This is a genomic window from Streptomyces virginiae (genome assembly GCF_000720455.1).
GTDB lineage: Bacteria > Actinomycetota > Actinomycetes > Streptomycetales > Streptomycetaceae > Streptomyces > Streptomyces virginiae.
This window is the reverse complement of the sequence record NZ_JOAK01000005.1, coordinates 1-18,975: the sequence shown is the minus strand read 5'-3', so window position 1 is coordinate 18,975 and position 18,975 is coordinate 1. Positions and strand designations below refer to the sequence as shown.

General features: G+C 71.7%; 17 protein-coding genes. 10 read left to right on the top strand and 7 right to left on the bottom strand.

Going from position 1 to position 18,975, the window contains the following annotated elements:
• Window positions 1-57 precede the first annotated feature (57 nt).
• Entirely contained in the window at window positions 58-1,614 is a 1,557-nt protein-coding gene (locus IG86_RS0109855) for an MFS transporter (RefSeq protein WP_030896318.1), read from the bottom strand.
• 102 nt (window positions 1,615-1,716) lie between these two features.
• Between IG86_RS0109855 and IG86_RS0109850 the strand changes: the two genes are divergently transcribed.
• The gene (locus IG86_RS0109850) at window positions 1,717-2,295 is read left to right on the top strand and encodes a TetR/AcrR family transcriptional regulator (RefSeq protein ID WP_030826469.1); all 579 of its coding nucleotides are present in this window, start codon (window positions 1,717-1,719) and stop codon (window positions 2,293-2,295) included.
• A gap of 92 nt (window positions 2,296-2,387) precedes the next feature.
• Here IG86_RS0109850 and IG86_RS0109845 read toward each other — a convergent pair whose 3' ends face one another.
• On the bottom strand, window positions 2,388-3,362 hold the full coding sequence (locus IG86_RS0109845) for an NAD(P)-dependent alcohol dehydrogenase (protein WP_030826467.1): 975 nt from the start codon (window positions 3,360-3,362) through the stop codon (window positions 2,388-2,390).
• 131 nt (window positions 3,363-3,493) lie between these two features.
• Complete coding sequence (locus IG86_RS0109840) at window positions 3,494-4,825, bottom strand: PucR family transcriptional regulator (protein WP_030826464.1); 1,332 nt, start codon at window positions 4,823-4,825, stop codon at window positions 3,494-3,496.
• Between the two features lie 159 nt (window positions 4,826-4,984).
• On the opposite strand from IG86_RS0109840, the gene IG86_RS0109835 reads away from it, so the two are divergent.
• The gene (locus IG86_RS0109835; RefSeq protein ID WP_030664742.1) at window positions 4,985-5,911 is read left to right on the top strand and encodes a proline dehydrogenase family protein; all 927 of its coding nucleotides are present in this window, start codon (window positions 4,985-4,987) and stop codon (window positions 5,909-5,911) included.
• Between the two features lie 31 nt (window positions 5,912-5,942).
• Window positions 5,943-7,574, top strand: a complete 1,632-nt coding sequence (pruA, locus tag IG86_RS0109830) for an L-glutamate gamma-semialdehyde dehydrogenase (protein ID WP_030826459.1) — start codon at window positions 5,943-5,945, stop codon at window positions 7,572-7,574.
• Between the two features lie 99 nt (window positions 7,575-7,673).
• On the opposite strand, the gene IG86_RS0109825 is transcribed toward pruA, so the two are convergent.
• On the bottom strand, window positions 7,674-8,375 hold the full coding sequence (locus tag IG86_RS0109825; RefSeq protein WP_030826456.1) for a nitroreductase family protein: 702 nt from the start codon (window positions 8,373-8,375) through the stop codon (window positions 7,674-7,676).
• A 115-nt stretch (window positions 8,376-8,490) separates the two neighbouring features.
• Between IG86_RS0109825 and IG86_RS0109820 the strand changes: the two genes are divergently transcribed.
• Both IG86_RS0109820 and IG86_RS0109815 read left to right on the top strand, forming a co-directional pair.
• The gene (locus tag IG86_RS0109820) at window positions 8,491-9,009 is read left to right on the top strand and encodes an SMI1/KNR4 family protein (protein ID WP_030826453.1); all 519 of its coding nucleotides are present in this window, start codon (window positions 8,491-8,493) and stop codon (window positions 9,007-9,009) included.
• The gene (locus tag IG86_RS0109815; RefSeq protein WP_030826450.1) at window positions 9,009-9,545 is read left to right on the top strand and encodes a GNAT family N-acetyltransferase; all 537 of its coding nucleotides are present in this window, start codon (window positions 9,009-9,011) and stop codon (window positions 9,543-9,545) included. Before IG86_RS0109820 ends, IG86_RS0109815 begins: the two co-directional genes overlap by 1 nt.
• An 8-nt stretch (window positions 9,546-9,553) precedes the next feature.
• Here the strand turns inward: IG86_RS0109815 and IG86_RS0109810 are convergent, their stop codons facing one another.
• Both IG86_RS0109810 and IG86_RS0109805 read right to left on the bottom strand, forming a co-directional pair.
• Window positions 9,554-11,581 (bottom strand): phosphocholine-specific phospholipase C, encoded by a 2,028-nt coding sequence (locus IG86_RS0109810; protein ID WP_030896317.1) that lies wholly within the window; start codon window positions 11,579-11,581, stop codon window positions 9,554-9,556.
• Window positions 11,582-11,700: 119 nt separating this feature from the next.
• A complete protein-coding gene (locus IG86_RS0109805) occupies window positions 11,701-12,714 on the bottom strand; it encodes an NADP-dependent oxidoreductase (protein WP_030896316.1) in 1,014 nt (337 codons plus the stop codon).
• Window positions 12,715-12,815: 101 nt separating this feature from the next.
• On the opposite strand from IG86_RS0109805, the gene IG86_RS0109800 reads away from it, so the two are divergent.
• The 4 genes from IG86_RS0109800 to IG86_RS0109785 all read left to right on the top strand — a co-directional run bounded on the left by IG86_RS0109800 (window position 12,816) and on the right by IG86_RS0109785 (window position 16,523).
• Complete coding sequence (locus IG86_RS0109800) at window positions 12,816-13,700, top strand: LysR family transcriptional regulator (protein ID WP_030896315.1); 885 nt, start codon at window positions 12,816-12,818, stop codon at window positions 13,698-13,700.
• 260 nt (window positions 13,701-13,960) lie between these two features.
• Window positions 13,961-14,089 (top strand): hypothetical protein, encoded by a 129-nt coding sequence (locus IG86_RS45015; RefSeq protein ID WP_258054012.1) that lies wholly within the window; start codon window positions 13,961-13,963, stop codon window positions 14,087-14,089.
• A gap of 81 nt (window positions 14,090-14,170) precedes the next feature.
• On the top strand, window positions 14,171-15,211 hold the full coding sequence (locus IG86_RS0109790; RefSeq protein WP_030896313.1) for a 3-isopropylmalate dehydrogenase: 1,041 nt from the start codon (window positions 14,171-14,173) through the stop codon (window positions 15,209-15,211).
• A 226-nt stretch (window positions 15,212-15,437) separates the two neighbouring features.
• On the top strand, window positions 15,438-16,523 hold the full coding sequence (locus IG86_RS0109785; RefSeq protein ID WP_030826436.1) for a branched-chain amino acid aminotransferase: 1,086 nt from the start codon (window positions 15,438-15,440) through the stop codon (window positions 16,521-16,523).
• A 71-nt stretch (window positions 16,524-16,594) separates the two neighbouring features.
• Here the strand turns inward: IG86_RS0109785 and IG86_RS0109780 are convergent, their stop codons facing one another.
• On the bottom strand, window positions 16,595-18,022 hold the full coding sequence (locus IG86_RS0109780) for a cytosine permease (protein WP_037848786.1): 1,428 nt from the start codon (window positions 18,020-18,022) through the stop codon (window positions 16,595-16,597).
• A 155-nt stretch (window positions 18,023-18,177) separates the two neighbouring features.
• Here IG86_RS0109780 and ureA point away from each other — a divergent pair, with 155 nt between their 5' ends.
• Window positions 18,178-18,891: an urease subunit gamma gene (gene ureA / locus IG86_RS0109775; RefSeq protein ID WP_030896310.1), complete on the top strand. Its 714-nt coding sequence runs from the start codon at window positions 18,178-18,180 to the stop codon at window positions 18,889-18,891.
• The last annotated feature ends 84 nt before the right edge of the window (window positions 18,892-18,975 follow it).

Here is an 18,975-nt window from a genome sequence, read left to right as displayed (position 1 = left end):
CGTTCCGCCGGCCGCGCCGCGCCGTGCCGTGCCGTGTCACGCGCCGTGTCGTACCGATCAGTTGTACGCCGCTTCGTGGGACCGCGCCCCGGTGGCTCCGGCGGGCTCCGCCGCGGCCGGGGCGGGGGCTCCGATGCCCCGCAGCAGGGCCGCTGCGAGCACGGCCGCCCCGAGCAGCAGCGCCGTACCGCCCCAGGCCGCGTACTGCATGCCGTGGACGAAGGCATCCCGGGCCAGGGTCAGGACCTGCTCGCCGGCCGCCCCGCCGATCTGGTGGGCGGTGGCGACGGCGCCGCCGAGGGTCTCCCGTACGGCGGGATCGGCGTCCGCCAGGTCGCTGCGGTAGACCGCGGTGCCCAGGCTGCCGAGGACCGCCATGCCCAGGGCGCCGCCGAACTCCGTACCGGTCTCCAGCAGGGAGGCGGCGGAACCGGCCTTCTCGGCGGGGGCCGCGCCCAGGGCCATGTCGGACACCAGGGACATCACGGTGACGATGCCCGAGGCCAGGACGCCCGCGCCGGCCAGGATCAGCCACAGCGAGTCGGTGTCGACCAGGGCGATCAGCACGAAGCCGGCGGCGGCGAGGACGAACCCGCCGGCGATGACGTGGGCCCGGTCCGTCTTCTGGGCCAGGGCCGCGGAGACCGGGGCAGCCGCACCGATGACGACCGAGGGGGCGAGGCTCCACAGGGCGGCTTCCAGGGTGCCCATGCCGAGCACCGACTGCAGGTACTGGGTGGTGAAGTAGGCCGAGCCGAGCATGGCGAAGGCGGCGACGGTGTTCAGGGCGATGCCGGCGCCGAAGCCGCGGCCCCGGAACAGCGAGCGGCTGACCATGGCGTCGTCACGGCTGCGCTGGCGGCGGACGAAGACGTACCCGAAGAGCAGTCCGACGGCCAGGCAGCCCAGGTAGAGGGGCTCGAAGCCCTCGGCGGCGATCTCCTTGAGGCCGTACACGACCGGCAGTACGGCGGCCATGGACAGCGGGACGGACCACAGGTCGAAGCGGCCGGGGGCCGGGTCCTTGAACTCCGGTACCAGGACGGGGACCAGGGCCAGCAGGAGCACCATCGCGGGCACGTTGATCAGGAAGACGGAGCCCCACCAGAAGTGGTTCAGCATCACGCCGCTCAGTACGGAGCCGAGGGCGATGCCGCCGGTCATGGCTCCGGACCAGATGGCGATGGCCTTGCCGCGCTGCTTGTCGTCCTGGAAGAGGTTGCGGATGAGGGCGAGCGTGGACGGCATCAGGGTCGCGCCGCCGACGCCGAGCAGGACGCGGGCCGCGATGAGCATCTCGGCGCTGGTGGCGTAGGCGGCGCCCACCGAGGCGAGACCGAAGGCTCCGGCGCCGATCAGCAGCAGCCTGCGGCGGCCGATCCGGTCGCCGAGCGAGCCCATCGTGATCAGCAGGCCGGAGAGGGCGAAGGCGTAGCTGTCGAAGATCCAGAGCTGCTGGGTGGCGCTCGGGTCGAGCTGTTCGGTGATCGCCGGGATGGCGAAGTAGAGGACCGAGACGTCCATCGAGACCAGGAGCAGGGGCAGCAGCAGGACGGTGAAGGCGGTCCATTCGCGGCGGCCGGCGAGTCGCGCTGTGGCGGCGGGGTTCGTCATGCCGAGAAACATACACACGTCTTAAACGCTTGTCTATGACGCTTGTTTAGAACGTTCGTATGGGACTGACGTCTAGGACGGTTGTCTTGCTACGGTGAGGCCATGGGACATCGCGAAGATCTGCTCGAAGGCGCCAAGAAGTGCCTGGTGGAGAAGGGGTTCGTACGCACCACCGCGCGCGACATCGTCAGTGCGTCGGGGACGAACCTGGCCTCCATCGGCTATCACTACGGTTCGAAGGACGCACTGCTCACCGAGGCCTTCATCGGCCTGATGGAGGAGTGGGGGGCGGTCTTCCAGGACGGCCTGGACGGTGAGGGCGGGTCGCTGGAGCGCTTCCGCGCGCTCTGGGAAGGCGTCCTCGCGCAGCACGAGAAGTCCGCTCCCGTCTGGGCGGCCAGCCTGGAGGTGGCGCTCGGCCGCGACCAGCGGCCCGAGCTGCGGGCGATGCTCGCGGCCTCGCAGGCCGAGGGGCGCCGCGGGCTGATCTCGATGCTGACCGGCACTCCGGAGGACCAGCTCGACGAGCGGGACGTGCGGACCCTGGGCTCCTTCTACCAGGCGCTGCTCAACGGTCTGATGATCCAGTGGCTGTTCGACCCGGAATCGGCGGCCACGGCCGAGGAGTTCACCGAGGGCATGCGCCGGGCCGCCGAGACGATGACCCGCCCGCGGACGTAGCCGCAGCCGCTCCGGGGCCGCACCCGGCCCCGGACCCGGAGCCCGACCCGAACCCGGAGCCGCAGCCCGGCCCGGAGCCGGACCCCGGTCGGCTACAGCGTGATGACCACCTTCGCGCGGGCGTGTTCCACCTCCAGGTACCGGATGGCCTCGGGCACCTCGTGCAGGGGGTGGGTGCGGTCGACGGCCGGGGCCAGGCGGCCGGACTCGATGAGCTCGCGCAGCGCCGCCAGGTTACGGCGGTCCGGCGTCGCCGTGAGGACGAGCAGTCGGTGACGGACGAAGGGGGCGAGCGCCCTGCCCTTCACCAGCAGGGCGATCGGCCCCACCAAACTGCCCCCTTCGGACACGCCGCCGCCCGAGAGCACCAGCGTGCCCCCGGGCGTCAAGGCGCGGCGGCACTCGGTGAGGGACCGGTTGCCCACCAGGTCGAAGACGAGGTCGTAGCGCCGGCCGGTGCGGGTGAAGTCCTCGCGGGAGTAGTCGACGACGTGGTCCGCGCCCAGCGAACGCACCAGCTCCGTGTTCCTCGTGCCGCACACGCCGGTCACCTCCGCCCCGAACGCCTTGGCGATCTGAACGGCGAAGGTCCCCACCCCGCCTGACGCGCCGTTGACCAGGACCCGCTGTCCCGGCCGCACGCGCCCCAGGTCGCGCAGCCCCATGAGGGCGGTGTTCCCCGCCAGCGGGACCGCGGCCGCCTGCTCGAACGAAAGGTTCGCGGGCATCGGCTCCACCACGTCCTCCGAGGCGCACACGTACTCGGCGAAGGCCCCCTCGGCCTCGCCGAACACCTCGTCTCCCGGGCGCAGCCGGGTCACGTCCCCGCCCACCGCCTCCACCCGGCCCGCGAAGTCGGTGCCCCGGACGCGCACCTTCGGGCCGCACAGGCCCAGCGCCGCCCGGGCCAGGTAGGGATCGCCCCGCATGAGGTGCCAGTCGCGCGCGTTGACCGCGGCCGCGTGGACCCGTACGAGCACCTCCCGGTCGCCGACCCGGGGCCTTTCGACCTCCCTCAACTCCAGTACGCCGGGGGAGCCGTACCGGTCCTGGACGATCGCCTTCATCGGGCCTCCGTGGCGCACCGGCCGGTGCGGAGGGGATCCGCGGACCGGGCGGCCGGCGCTGTTCGCGACGGTAGGGGGCCGGGCGCCACCGGGACATCGGGGACAGCCCTGAGACGGGCCCGGGATTACCCTCAGGCCAGGCGGGAGGCCTTGATGGCCATGTGGAGCAGCAGGCGGTCCTCGCCCGCGTCCAGGTCGAGGCCGGTGAGCTGTTCCACGCGGCCGAGGCGGTAGTAGAGGGTCTGGCGGTGGATGCCGAGGGCGGCGGCGGCGCGGCCCGCCTGGCCGGCGCAGTCCAGGAACACCTCGGCGGTGCGGGCGAGTTCGCGGTGGGCGGGCGCGAGCAGGGTCCGGGCCGCCGGATCGTCCACCGGGTCGCAGGCCAGGCTCGCCAGCAGCCGGTACGGGCCGATCTGCGACCACTGGGCGACCGGGCCGAGCCGCGGTTCGGCGACCGCCGCCCGGGCCGCGGCGACGGCCTGCTCCCAGGCGGCGGGCAGCTCGGCGAGACCGCGGACGGGGTCGGCGACCCCCGCGGTCATCCGGTGCGCGCCTCCCTCGGGTCCGGCCGGCGCGGATCCCGCCGAGCCACCCGACCCAACTGCCCGCGCGGCCGTTCCGGCTCCGGCCGCCGCCTTGGCCCGCGGTCCGGCGGTGCCCGCGCCGGCCGCCGCGGCCGCCGCCGGTTCCGCCGTGCGCGGCAGCAGGCGTGCCACCGCCGTCAGTGCCGGAGCCAGTGCGTCCGTCGACCGAAGCCGGAGCAGTACCGCCAGGGCCGGGCCTGCGCCCGCCGGTCCGGCACCCGGCGCGTCGCCCGGCTCGCCCGCGCCGCCGCCCCGCCGGGGTACGACGCACACGGCCGCCGCGCCGGGCACGGACGCCGGAGCCTCGCCGGGCCACGGCGCCACGCACACCGCCGCGTGCAGGCCGTCCCCGGCCGGCCCGAGGGCGGCCCGCAGCGCGGCCACCGCCATGTCCTGCTGCCATCCCCGCCCGGCCGTGAGCACCGCCTGGAACTCCCGCGACAGGTCCGCCCCGGCCTTCGCCTCCTCGGCGAGCAGCACCCCGATCCGCTGGGCCACCTCCATGGCCGCGTCCAGCGCCGCCGGCTCCGGCCCCGGCGCGCCGGGCTCCTGGTCGAGCAGCCACACGTAGCCCTGCACGATGCCCCGGAACCGCACCGGCAGGCAGATCCGCCCCCGGAACACCCCCGCGTCCGGCGCCGCCGGGATGCGGACGGGGCCGGTGGCGCGGGCGATGCCGAAGCCCTCGAACCAGGACCGGACGGCCGCCGTCGACTGGCGGGTCAGGATCGAGCGGGTCCGTACCGGGTCCATCGCGAGATCGTCGTCGCTGTCGTGGGCACCGAAGGCGATGAGGCGGAAGTCCCGGTTCTCCAGGGTCGCCGGGGCGCCGAGGAGCGCCGAGATCTCGTCCACCAGGTCCTGGTAATCGCCCTTCACCCGGCCATTCTCCCACCCGCGGCCCCGCTCCTCAGACAGATGTATGAGATCGCGGACACGGATGCGTGACAGCTGTCGATGGCAGAGGATCAAAGCGATCCTTAGGTTTCACGGTGGTTTTACTTGCGCTTTTCTTCTGCCACCCGCTGGAGGTGCCCCGTGCTGGGTCCCGTGATCCTCGCCGCTTCGCGCAGCGACAAGATGCGTCGTATCGTCTCTGCCGCCCCGGTGACCAAGCCCGTGGTGAACCGGTTCATCCCCGGCGAGACCGTCGATCAGGTCATCCCGATCGTCGAGGACCTCACGCAGGCAGGACTCGAGGTCACCCTCGACGTCGTCGGCGAGGACATCACCGAGGTGGAGCAGTCCCACGCCGCCCGTGACGCCTACCTCCAGCTCATCGAGCGCCTCGCGGAGCTCGGCCTCGGCGAGAAGGCCGAGATGTCGGTGAAGCTGTCCATGTTCGGCCAGGCGCTGGAGGGCGGCCACGAGCTGGCGCTCGCCAACGTCCGTCCGGTCGTCGAGGCGGCCGCCGCGATCGGCACCACCGTGACCCTGGACGCCGAGGACCACACCACCCTCGACTCGATGTTCGCCATCCACGAGGAGCTGCGCAAGGACTTCCCGCAGACCGGCTGCGTGATCCAGGCGTACCTCTTCCGCACCGAGGCCGACGCCCGCCGCCTGGCCGACAACGGCAGCCGCGTGCGGATCGTCAAGGGCGCCTACAAGGAGCCCGCCGAGGTCGCGTACCAGGACAAGGCGGAGATCGACAAGGCGTACGTCCGCATCCTGAAGATCCTGATGGACGGCGAGGGCTACCCGATGATCGGGTCCCACGACCCGCGCCTCATCGCCATCGGCCAGGAGCTCGCCCGCAAGGCCGGGCGCAAGCTGGACGAGTACGAATTCCAGATGCTGTACGGCATCCGCAGCGAGGAGCACCTGCGGCTCGCCGCCGAAGGCCACCGCATGCGCGTCTACACCGCGTACGGGACGGACTGGTACGGCTACTTCATGCGCCGCCTCGCGGAGAAGCCGGCCAACCTGCTCTTCTTCGTCCGCTCGATGATCACCAAGAACTAGCCAAGAACCAGGTCAAGGAGTTATCAGTCCCATGGATGCTGTGACCCAGGTCCCCGCTCCGGTCAACGAGCCGGTCCACTCGTACGCCCCCGGCACCCCGGAGCGCACGCGCCTCGAAGAGCAGCTCAAGCAGCTGTCCGAGAACCCGATCGACCTTCCGATGACGATCAACGGCGTCAAGCGGATGGGCGGCGGCGAGCGTTTCGACGTGGTCCAGCCGCACGACCACAAGTCGGTGATCGGCACCTACGCCAACGCCACCGAGGCCGACGCCCAGGAAGCCGTCGACGCCGCCCTGGCCGCCGCCCCGGCCTGGCGCGCGATGTCCTTCGACGACCGCGCCGCGATCATCCTGCGCGCCGCCGAGCTGCTGTCCGGTCCGTGGCGCGAGAAGCTCGCCGCCTCCACCATGCTGGGCCAGTCGAAGACCGCCCAGCAGGCGGAGATCGACACCCCGTGCGAGCTCGTCGACTTCTGGCGCTTCAACGTCCACTTCGCCCGCCAGATCCTGGCCGAGCAGCCGGTCGCGAACTCCGCCGGCGTGTGGAACCGCAGCGACCACCGCCCGCTCGAGGGCTTCGTCTACGCGATCACGCCGTTCAACTTCACGGCCATCGCCGGCAACCTGCCGACCGCTCCCGCCCTGATGGGCAACGTGGTCCTGTGGAAGCCGTCCCCGACGCAGACCCACTCCGCGGTCCTCCTCATGGAGCTCCTGGAGGAGGCCGGCCTGCCCAAGGGCGTCATCAACCTGGTGACGGGCGACGGCATCGCCGTCTCCGAGGTGGCCCTGAACCACCCCGAGCTGGCCGGCATCCACTTCACCGGCTCGACCAAGACCTTCCAGCACCTGTGGAAGACGGTCGGCAACAACATCGAGAAGTACAAGTCCTACCCGCGCCTGGTCGGCGAGACCGGCGGCAAGGACTTCGTCGTCGCGCACCCGTCCGCGGACCGCGCGATCCTGAAGACCGCCCTGACCCGCGGCTCCTTCGAGTTCCAGGGCCAGAAGTGCTCGGCGTCCTCGCGCGCCTACGTTCCGGCCTCGATCTGGAACGACGGCTTCAAGGAGGCCTTCGCGGCCGAGGTCGACGGCATCACCATGGGCCCGGTCACCGACCTGACCAACTTCATCGGCGCCGTCATCGACGACCGGTCCTTCGCCAAGAACAAGGCCGCGATCGACCGCGCCAAGGCCGACCCGACCTGCGAGATCGTCGCCGGCGGTACGTACGACGACTCGGAGGGCTACTTCGTCCGCCCGACCGTCATCGTGTGCACCGACCCGGAGAACGAGGTCTTCACGACCGAGTACTTCGGCCCGATCCTGGCGATCCACGTCTACGAGGACGAGAACTACGAGGCGATGCTGGCGCAGATGGAGTCCGTCTCGGCGTACGCCCTGACCGGCTCGATCATCGCCGCGGACCGCTACGCGGCGGCGGACGCGATGGAGAAGCTCCGCTTCGCGGCGGGCAACTTCTACATCAACGACAAGTCCACCGGCGCCGTCGTCGGCCAGCAGCCCTTCGGTGGCGGCCGCGCCTCGGGCACCAACGACAAGGCCGGCGCCGCGTCCAACCTGCTGCGCTGGACCTCGACCCGCTCCATCAAGGAGACCCTGGTCCCGCCGACCGAGTACGGCTACCCGCACATGGGCTGACCTCCGGCCCCCGCTGAACCCCGCCCCCGCTCCGGTACCCCCAAGTCCGGAGCGGGGGCGGTATCCATTTCCCGACCGGACAACTCCTGCCGGCGGGACTCACACCTCCACGATGACCTGGTCCAGGGACTTGCGGACCAGGTCCGGGACGACGCAGTCGTCAGCCGGGTAGCCGACCGGAACGACCGCGAAGGCCTTCTCGTTCGCCGGGCGGTTCAGGACGTGGCCCAGGAAGCGCATCGGGCTCGGCGTGTGGATCAGCGCGGCGAGGCCGCTCAGGTGCAGGGCGGACAGGAGCATGCCGACCGCGATGCCGACCGACTCGTCCACGTAGTAGTGCTTGCGCTTCGTGCCGTCCGGCCCGAGCCAGTACCGCTGCTGGAACACCACGATCAGCGCGGGGGCGTCCGTCAGGTGGGTCTTCACGGCGTCCGTGCCGAGCGGGCGCAGGGCCGCCAGCCATTCGTCGCCGAGGCGGCCGTCGTAGGAGAGCTCCTCCTCCTGTTCCGCGGCCGCGCGGATCTGCCCGCGGACGGCCGGATCCTTGACCAGGACGAAGGTCCACGGCTGCTGGTGCGCCCCGGACGGCGCCGTCGACGCGCACGCGACGGCGTCCCGGACGACCTGCTCGGGCACCGGGTCGGGGGAGAAGTGGCGTACGGTCCGCCGCTCGTCCATCCTGGCCCGCAACTCGGCGGCCCGCGCGAGGGATTCGTGCTGAGGCATCCGCTCGGGCCGGTACGCGGTGGGACGGTACGGCTGGCCGTGGGTGGGGGTCCACTGCTGGGTATCGGGCGACATGGACCGAGTCTGCCGAGGCACTGGTCCAGACCGCTAGAGCCGCTTCGGCCGATGGCGGCCGGTGTGCGGCGTTCGGCGTCCGCAATGCGGTCCCGGTCCTTGGTACGTTCGCAGGATGAGCGACTGGGACGCGGAGGCCGTACGGGCGCGGCTGCGCGCGAAGACCTTCCGGTACGAGCTGAGGCCGCCGCTCCCGGAGGCGGAGGTCCGGGCCTTCGAGGAGGAGCACGGCATCCGGCTGCCCGAGGAGTACCGGACGTTCGTCACGACGGTCGGCGACGGCCCGGCGGGCCCCCGGCACGGGCTGATGCCGCTGATCACCCCGCGCCCCGAGGCCGACGACGACTGGGCGGTGGACGACGAGTGGCGCGAGGACCGCCGCCCGGGCCGGCTGGCGGCACCCTGCCCGATCCGCAGGCCCCGTCCGTTCGCAGACGACCGCCGGTTCGACGAGGCCGAGGGGCTGACCCTGGGCACGCTCATGCTGGCGGAGGAGGGCTGCGGCATGTATTCGAGGCTGGTCCTGAACGGGCCGCTGGCCGGCCAGGTCTGGCACCTGGACCAGGAATTCGGCTGCCACATGCCCGAGAGCCCGGACTTCCGCACCTGGTACACCGACTGGCTGGAGCAGTGATGGACATGCTGACCGCGCACACCTCGGAACTGACCGCCGACGAGCTCCGGGCGATCAGGTCCCTCCTCGACGACGCCTTCGAAGGGGACTTCGCCGACGAGGACTTCGAGCACGCGCTCGGCGGGATGCACGTCGTGGTCGGCGTCGACGGCCGGCTCGTCGCCCACGGCAGCGTCGTGCAGCGGCGGGTCGTGCACCGTGGACGCGCCCTGCGCACCGGTTACGTCGAGGCCGTGGCCGTACGGGCCGACCTGCGGCGCCGGGGCCTCGGCGGGCAGGTGATGGCCCGGCTGGAGGAGGTCGTCGCGGGGGCCTACGAACTCGGCGCGCTCTCGGCGTCGGAGGAGGGCGCCGGGCTCTACCTCGCCCGCGGCTGGTCGGTGTGGCCCGGCCGGGTGGGGGCGCTCTCGCCGGACGGGCCGGTGCGGCTGCCCGAGGAGGAGGGCTCCACCTACGTGTGGGCGCCGCCCGGCGGTCTCCGGCTGGACCCCGCCGCGCCGCTCGACTTCGACTGGCGCGACGGGGACGTCCTCTAGGCCACGCCTCAGCCCGAGACGCTCGCCGCGCCCGTCTCGATGTGGCCCGTGTAGCGGCGCGACCAGGTGCCGTCGGAATCGGCCAGGATCGTGAAGTCGTACCAGCCCTTGTGGTAGGCCACCGCGTTGAAGAAGTCCTCGCGGGAGGAGTTCGCCGGGACGGTGTACGTCCACGGGCCGTCCGAACGGTAGGCGTTGGAACGGATCGTGAAGGTGACGGGAGCGGCGGAGGAGTTCGTCATCTTGAACCAGATCGCCGTCTTGCCGGTACCGGACTCCACCGCGAACCGCGCCGCCACCTCGATCGCCTTCCCCGCCTTGGACGCGTCGCCGATGAAGCGGCGCAGGAAGCGGTTCGGCCCGTACATCGAGATGTCGTACTTGCCGGAGCCGTGGCCCAGCCCGATGTGGAAGTAGTCCGTCGACGTGCCGCCCGGGTCCACCGTGTACTGCCAGGCCGCGGTGTCCCGGTGCTGGTGCGGGTGGATCGAGAAGTGCGCCGGCCGCTTGGCCCGGGCGCCCTGGTTGGTCATCGAGAACCAGGCCGTGATCTGACCGACCGGCCCGAACTCGAAGCGGTCCAGATTGCCGTTGACCTGGTACGGGAGGGCGCGCGCCGGGCGGGTACCGGGCTCCTGGGCCGGGAGGGCGTTGTCCTGCGGCACCGGATTGGGCAGCGGGCCGCAGGTCGCCTGGCCGATCACCTTCGCGGTCGACGGCAGGCCCGCGGGGACCCCGTACACCGGGTGGGCGAAGTCGAAGACGCCGGTCAGGTCGCCCACCACCCTGCGGCGCCAGGCGCTGATGTTCGGGCAGGCGGCGGGGGTGCCGAGGGCGGCCGTCCAGGTCTCCATGAAGCGCAGCACCGAGGTGTGGTCGAAGACCTCCGAGCTGACCCAGCCGCCGCGCGTCCACGGGGACATGACCAGCATGGGGACCCGGAAGCCGAGCCCGATCGGGAGGCCGTCCAGGTACTCGCCGGGGGTGCCGGGTGGGGCGACGGGCGGCGGCACGTGGTCGAAGAAGCCGTCGTTCTCGTCGTAGTTGAGGAACAGGACGGTGGAGTCGAAGACCTCCGGGTTCGCGGCGAGCGCGCGGTAGACCAGGTCGACGAAGTGCGCGCCGTCGCCGGGCGGGGCGTACGGGTGCTCCGAAAAGGCCTCGCTCGCGACGACCCACGACACCTGGGGGAGGGTGCCGGCGACGACGTCGGCGCGGATCGCGGCCGCGATGTCGTCCGGGGTGGAGCCGGTGACCTTGGGGACCGAGCCCATGCCCCGGTCCCACAGCGGGTTGCCGGGCGCCGCGTCGGTGAAGTTCTTGAAGTAGGCGAGGCCGTTGTCGCCGTAGTTGTCCTGGGCGTTCTGGTACACCTTCCAGGTCATGCCGGCGCGCTGGAGGGCCTCCGCGTAGGTCTCCCAGGTCAGCCCCGACTCCTCGCCGCCGTCCTTGCTGGTGGCGTCGACCGTCCCGCTCCACAGGAAGGTGCGGTTCGGGCCGGTCGCGCTGAGGGCGGAGCAGAAGTAGGCGTCGCAGATCGTGTAGTGGTCGGCGAGGGCGTAGTGGAAGGGGATGTCGCCCCGGTCCAGGTGCCCGAGGGTCCGGGTGTTGCCGACGCCCAGGACCCAGTTGTCCATGCGGCCCTTGTTCCAGGCCGCGTGCTGCGAGGTCCAGCTGTGCGGGAGGTCGCCGGAGCACTGGGCCAGGGTCTCGCCGTCCGCGCCGCCCGCCGGCGGGGTGGCGGACAGCTTCCACGGGTACTGCCGTCCGCCCCAGTTGGGCTGGTTGAAGGTGCCCCAGCCGCCGGGGATGTTGCCGGCGGCGCGGTCACCGAACCCGCGGACGCCCTTCAGCCTGCCGAAGTAGTGGTCGAAGCTGCGGTTCTCCTGCATCAGGACCACCACGTGCTTCACGTCGGTGATGGTCCCGGTCGCGGCGGCCGCGACCGCCGACGACGGCGCCGCGACGGGCAGGGCCGCCCCCGCCACCAGCCCGGCGCCGATACCCACGAAACCTCTTCGGCTGATCGGTGTCACTGGCCCCTCGCCTCCAACTGTGGTGCCCCGTCGGCACATCGACGGCAAGGGTGGCGGTGGCGGCCGCAAAGGTCTACATCCGTGCGGTAAGAGTTCGGTGAACTTCGGGGTGGCCGGAATCAGCCGTCGATCCGCACCAGCATCTTGCCCACGTTGTCCCCGCGGAGCATGCCCCGGAAGGCGTCCACCGTGTGCTCGAACCCCTGCACAACGGTGCTATCGATACCGATCCGGCCACTGCGCAGATGGGGGACGAGGAAATCCTCCAACTCGTCCTGCAGATTGGTGTGATGGCGAACCAATACGCCCTCCAGGCGCAGCGACTTGTGCACGACCTCGAAGAGGTTGCGGGGCGCGGCGGGGGAGCGGTCGCCGTTGTAGGTCGACACGGCGCCGACCGAGGCGATCCGCCCGAACTCGCGCAGTGCCCCGATCGCACCCTCCAGGTGCTCGCCGCCCACGTTGTCCACGTAGACGTCGATGCCCCCGGGAGCGGCCTTCGCGAGCTGCTCGCCGACCGGGCCGTCGTGGTAGTCGAACGCCGCGTCGAAGCCGAGGACTTCGGTGAGGTGGCGGACCTTCGCCGCCGAGCCGGCGCTTCCGACGATCCGCCGGGCGCCCAGCAGTCGCGCGATGTGCCCGGTGGCGGTGCCCACCCCGCCCGCGGCGGCGGAGACGAACAGGTCCTCGCCCTCCCGGAGCGCCGCGGTCCGGGTGAGCGCGGCGTACGCCGTCAGGCCGGTGCCGCCGAGGATCGAGAGGTACGCCTCCAGCGGGACGCCCGTGTGGCCGCGCAGCTTGCGGGTACCGGCCTCGCCGAGGGTGACGAGGGCGTGCGTGCGCCATCCCGCGCGGTGGAAGACCAGGTCGCCCTCGCGCAGTCCCGGGTCGCGGGAGGCGATCACCCGGCCCACCGAGCGGCCCTCCAGCGGCGTGTTCAGCTCGAAGCCGTCCTCGCCGCCGTCCATCAGGCCGCGGTGGTACGGGTCCACGGAGAGCAGCAGGTTCTCCACCAGAGCGGTGCCGGGCCGCGGCTCGGGGACCGGGGAGGAGACGTAGGCGAAGTCGGAGGCGGCGGGGAAGCCGTCGGGGCGGGCGATCTGGTGGACGGCGTGAGCGGTGTGCGTGGTCATGGCCCCGACGCTAGGAAGGAATCGCGGGGCCGGGCAGAGGGTTGGGCTCATGGAAGTCACACATCCATGAACGACACTCATACGACGAGGTGGGGGCCCCGGTGTCCGATCTCCTCCCGCAGGAACTGCGGATCCTGGTCGCCGTCGCGGAAGCCGGCGGCTTCTCCGCCGCGGCCGTGGCGCTCGGCCTCACCCAGTCGGCCGTGTCCCACTCGGTGCGCGGCAGCGAGGCCAAGCTCGGCGCGGTGCTCTTCGAGCGGGGACGGTCCGGGGCCTCGCCCACACCGGCGGGGGAGCGGGCGGTCGGCCACGCCCGCCGCATCCTGCGGCTGTACGAGGCCATGCGCGCGGAGGCGCGCGGCGCGGGCCGGGACGGGGGATGCGACACCCTCCGGGGCGTGCTGCGGATCGCGGCGTTCCGCAGTGCCGCCCTGCACCTGCTGCCACCCGCCCTGGAACGGCTGACCGCCCGCCACCCGGGGATCCGCCCCGAGGTCCGCGTGGTGCGCGAGATCGGCGCAGGCACGGCCGGGGAAGTGGCGGCGGGCCGCGCGGACCTGGGCATCGCCACCCTCGGCGGTTCGCAGGACGCGGCCCCGCCCGGCCTGCTGACCGGAGTGCTCGCGCAGGAGGCCTACCACCTGGTCCACCCGGCCGGGCATCCGGACCCGAGGTCGCTGCCGCTCATGGACTGGGACGAGAACTGCGGCTCCTACACCCGCGCCTGGTGGCGGTCCCAGGACTGGATCCCGCGGGCCACGGTCAAGGCGGAGGACGACGCGATGGTGCTGACGATGGTCGGCCGCGGCCTCGGCATGGCGATCATGCCCGAACTGTCCCTGCGGGACGCGACCGAGGCGGTGGAGATCACCGGTCTGGGCCCCGGGGGGCCGATGAGGCAGGTGGGATACGTCACTACGGCGGAAGCCGCCGCAACCCACACCGTCAGGGCTCTGATCAGGGAACTTCGCTCCGCGAGGGACTGAAACGGAGCCTAGTGACGAGGCTTTTGGAGGGGATTCGCGTCTCAGATAGTAGGAAGTCCGAGTAATTGCCGAGACATACAGCGGGACCTGGCCTAGCTTTGTAGAAGCCGAACGTCTCGCCGATCAGGCGAATGGCGGTCGAGAGCGCGCGCCCCTGGCAGGCAACCCCTGCGGCGCACTGCTCCCCGCCTCTTCCGGCGCCTTGAAGGAACCCCTCATCCGTGGCCCCGCCACGCCGTGATCTCAAGGAGTCGATCACCATGACCGCAACCACCACCGCCCGCCGCGTCCGCCACGCCTCCGCCTCGGCCGACGAACGCAAGAACGCCGCCGCAGCCCTGCAGCGCGCCCTCGACCGCCGTGACAACGGCGGCTCGACCGGCCACTGAGACAGCGCAGGTCCGGGACATTTCACGTCCACATCGTGGACGTGAAATGTCTGAGGGCTGGACACGGAGTACGGTTTCGCCATGTCGACCAGCATCAATCTCGCAGTGATCCCCGGTGATGGCATCGGCCAGGAAGTCGTGGCTCAGGGACTCAAGGTCCTTACCGCGGTCCTGCCCCAGGATGTGAAGCTGGAGACCAGGCAATACGATCTCGGCGCCCAGCGCTGGCACCGCACCGGCGAGACCCTCCCGGACGCGGAACTCGAAGCCCTCAAGCACCACGACGCGATCCTGCTGGGCGCCATCGGCGACCCCTCGGTCCCGTCCGGCGTGCTGGAGCGCGGCCTGTTGCTGAAGCTGCGCTTCGCCTTCGACCACTTCATCAACCTGCGCCCGTCGAAGCTGTTCCCCAACACCGCCACCCCGCTGGCGGGCCGCCCGGACATCGACTTCGTCGTCGTCCGTGAGGGCACCGAGGGCCCGTACACCGGCAACGGCGGCAGCCTGCGCACCGGTACCCCCGCCGAGGTGGCCACCGAGGTCAGCGTCAACACCGCGTACGGTGTCGAGCGCGTCGTCCGTGACGCGTACGAGCGGGCCAACTCCCGCCCCCGCAAGAAGCTGACGCTGGTCCACAAGAACAACGTCCTCGTGTACGCGGGTCACATGTGGAAGAACATCTTCGACAAGGTCGGCCAGGAGTACCCCGAGGTCACCACCGACTACCTGCACGTCGACGCGGCGACGATCTTCTTCGTCACCCAGCCGGAGCGCTTCGACGTCATCGTCACGGACAACCTCTTCGGTGACATCCTCACCGACCTGGCCGCCGCCGTCACCGGCGGAATCGGCCTGGCCGCCTCCGGGAACATCAACCCGACCGGCGCCTTCCCGTCCATGTTCGAGCCCGTCCACGGCTCGGCCCCGGACATCGCCGGCACCGGCAAGGCCGACCCGACCGCGACGATCCTCTCCGTCGCCCTCCTGCTGAGGCACCTGGGCTACGAGGCCGAGGCCGTCCGCATCGAGGACGCGGTCTCCGCCGACCTCGCGGAACGCGACGGAAGCTTCCGCTCCACCGACGCGATCGGCGACGCCCTCGCCGCGCGAGTAGCCGGCTGACCCGGCCGCTCCACCTCAGGAAGCCGCCGGGTCACAATGGGACCTGGCGGCTTTTCCTGTGCGGCCCCGGGTGCCACCATCTCCCCTGGGCCGCAATCCCCCGCTTCTCCGAAGCCTGCCCGCGAGCGATAATCGAACGCGAGGCCGCGGAATGCGGGGAAGCTCGGACGTCCTAGTACGCCGTGAGCGCGGTCCGCCATACACAACCGGTGAAGGACAAGCACTCATGACGACGCCCACGATCGAGCTCAAGCCCTCCTCGAACCCGCTGTCCGACGCGGAGCGCGAGGCGATCCTGGCCAGCCCCGGCTTCGGCCGCCACTTCACCGACCACATGGTGACGATCAAGTGGACCGAGGGCCGCGGCTGGCACGACGCCGAACTGGTCCCGTACGCGCCGCTCTCGATCGACCCGGCGAACATGACCCTGCACTACGCGCAGACGATCTTCGAGGGCCTCAAGGCCTACCGCCAGCCCGACGGCACCGTCGCCACCTTCCGCCCCGAGGCCAACGCCGCGCGCTTCCAGGCCTCGGCGCGCCGCATGGCGATGCCGGAGCTGCCGGTCGAGCTCTTCATCGAGGCCTGCGACGCCCTGATCAAGCAGGACCGCGCCTGGGTCCCGGACTCCGGCGAGGCCTCCCTCTACCTGCGCCCGTTCATGTTCGCCTCCGAGGTCGGCCTCGGCGTCCGCCCGGCCAACGAGTTCCTCTTCATCGTCATCGCCTCGCCCGCCGGAGCGTACTTCCCCGGTGGCGTCAAGCCCGTCTCCGTCTGGCTCTCCGAGGACTACGTCCGCGCGGTCAAGGGCGGCACCGGCGCCGCCAAGACCGGGGGCAACTACGCGGCCTCGCTGGTCGCGCAGGCCCAGGCCGCCTCGCACGGCTGCGACCAGGTGGTCTGGCTCGACGCCGTCGAGCACCGCTGGATCGAGGAGATGGGCGGGATGAACCTGTACTTCGTGTACGGCGACCGCATCGTCACCCCCGAGCTCACCGGCTCGCTGCTTCCCGGCATCACCCGCGACTCCCTCCTCACCATCGCCCGCGACCTCGGCTACACCGCCGAGGAGGGCCGCCTGACCACCGAGGACTGGCAGCGCGACAACGCCAACGGCACCCTCACCGAGGTGTTCGCCTGCGGTACGGCCGCCGTCATCACGCCGGTCGGCTCGGTCAAGTCCGAGGGCGCCAACTGGATCCAGGGCGACGGCGAGCCCGGCTCCGTCACCATGCGGCTGCGCAAGGCGCTGCTGGAGCTCCAGACCGGCCAGTCCGCCGACACCCACGGCTGGATGCACCCCCTGGGCTAGTCCCGACGAGCCGTACGTACGAAGGCCCGCGCCCCGGACATCCGGAGCGCGGGCCTTCGTACGTACGGGGCTCAGGCGTTCGCGGGCTCCTCGGCGGCCGCGGCCGCCGGGGCCGGGGCGGGAGCGCGGCGGGCGGTGAGCGCGGCGTACACGAGCCCGCCGGTGAGGCCGGAGAGGACGAAGGAGCAGTCCACGCCGCCGGTGAGGGCGAGCAGCGGGCCCTCGTAGAAGGGGGTGGTCACGGCGAGGAGGCCGACGGCCGCGCCGACCGCCCAGGAGGCGGTGGCCGCGACGTTCCAGCCGGAGCGGTACCAGTAGATCCCGCCCACCGACCGGCGGTTGAAGACCTGCAGCGCGTCGGCGTCGTAGTTCCCCCGGCAGCGCACGTGGCCGATCAGGGTGATCACGGCCCACGGGGTGCCGATCGCGGTCAGCACCAGCACGAAGGAGGTCATCGCGGACTGCACGTCCCACTCGAAGGACCCGAAGAAGACGAAGGCGGTGGCGACGACCGCGGCGATCACGGTGGCCGTGGTGCGGGTCGCGCGGGGGACGATCGCGTCGAGGTCCAGGCCCATGGAGTAGAGCATCAGCCCGGCGTTGCCGACCGAGCCGGCCGCGGCGGCCGCCAGCAGCGGGAGCAGGTACCACAGCGGCGCCGCCTCGACGAGCGGACCGGCGTAGTCCAGGCCGGCCCGGGCGGCCAGTGCCGTGTAGGTGCCGAAGAGCTGCGGGATCAGCAGGCCGATCAGCAGACCGAAGGCGGTGGCCCACAGGACCTTGCGCGAGCCGTGGCGGCGCGGGGAGATGTAGCGCGTGTAGTCGCCCAGCAGGGTGATGAAGGCGACGGGCCCGCTGAGCCCGGCGGCGACGGTGGCCAGCAGCCACGTCGGCCAGAAGGAACCGAGCAGGTACGGGGTCTCGGGCGGCGCGGCCGTGGTGAAGTCCGGGGCGTAGGCGACGAAACCCGCCGCCAGCAGCACCACCATGCCGATGGACAGCACCTTGCTCATGCGCAGCAGCAGCCGGTAGCCGAAGACGGCCGCGACGACGGTACACGCGGCGAGCAGGCCGTACATCACGGCCCGGGAGAGGCCCGAGTCCGGGAGCCCGGTGAGCCGCGCGAGGGTGCCGACCATGACGTCGCCGCCGATCCACAGCGTGAGCGCCGTGTAGCCGAGCGAGAGCAGCAGGCCCACCACCGATCCCACGAGCCGTCCGCGCACGCCGAACTGCGCACCGCTGGAGGTGGAGAGGTTGGTCGCGGTGCGCAGGGAGACGAGCGCCAGCGGCGCGGTGAAGGCGATGCCGACGAGGGTGCCGGTCACGATGGCCGTGACCGAGGGCCACAGGCCCAGTCCGAAGGACGGGGGCAGCCAGCCGAAGACGATCACACCGAGGCACAGGTTGGAGCCGAGGAGGATCGACATCAGGTCACGGGGACCGCTGGTCCGCTCCTCCTCGGGGATGGTGTCGACTCCGCGCTGTTCGATGGGCATGGGGGACTCCCTTGGCAGGGCGGGGGGTGGTTGCGCTTTGTTTGAGCGACACTCAATGTGACTCAAGCCCTGCACCCAGGTCAATGATTCCCTGCAAGGAAATGAAGAGTTAGAGTGATGCTCTAACCCATCGACTCAAGAGGTGGTGGATCGGCGTGCGGCTGACCCCTACGGAGCGCGACCGGCTGCTGCTCCGCAGCGCTGCGGAACTTGCCAGGGCCCGGCGGGCCCGTGGCCTGAAGCTGAACGTCCCGGAGGCCACCGCGCTGATCGCGGACACGGTCTGCGAGGCCGCGCGCGACGGCAAACGGCTCGCCGAGGCCATCGAGGAGGCCCGCAGCGTGCTCGGCCCCGACGACGTCCTGCCCGGCGTCGCCGACGTGGTCACCGAGGTGCACGTGGAGGCCGTCTTCGACGACGGATCCCGCCTCGCCGTGGTCTCCTCCCCCGTCCGGGACGCGGTGCCGCTCGGGGACGACGCCCCGGGCGCCGTCGTCCCGGGGCCCGGCGTACCGCAGCCGGAGCCGGTGCTGCACCTGCACGTGCGCAACACCGCGGACGTGCCGGTGAGCGTGACCTCGCACTTCCACTTCTTCGAGGCGAACCCGCGCCTGGACTTCGACCGCGCCGCGGCCTACGGCATGCGCCTGTGCGTGCCGGCGGGCTCGTCCGTCCGGTTCGACCCGCACGGCGAGGGCGACGTCGGCCTCGTCCCCATCGGGGGCGACCGGATCGCGATCGGTTTCGCGGGTCTGGTCGACGGTCCGCTCGACGCCCCCGGTGCGAAGGAGGAGGCCCTGCGTCGTGCGGTGGCCTGTGGCTACCTGGGTGTCCGCACGGACGGCCGCCCGGAAGGGAGGACGGTATGAGCAGGCAGACTCCGCACACCGATCACAGTGCGCACTGTGCGCCGGGCAGCCGGCACATCGATCCGCACGAGTACGCGGCGGTGT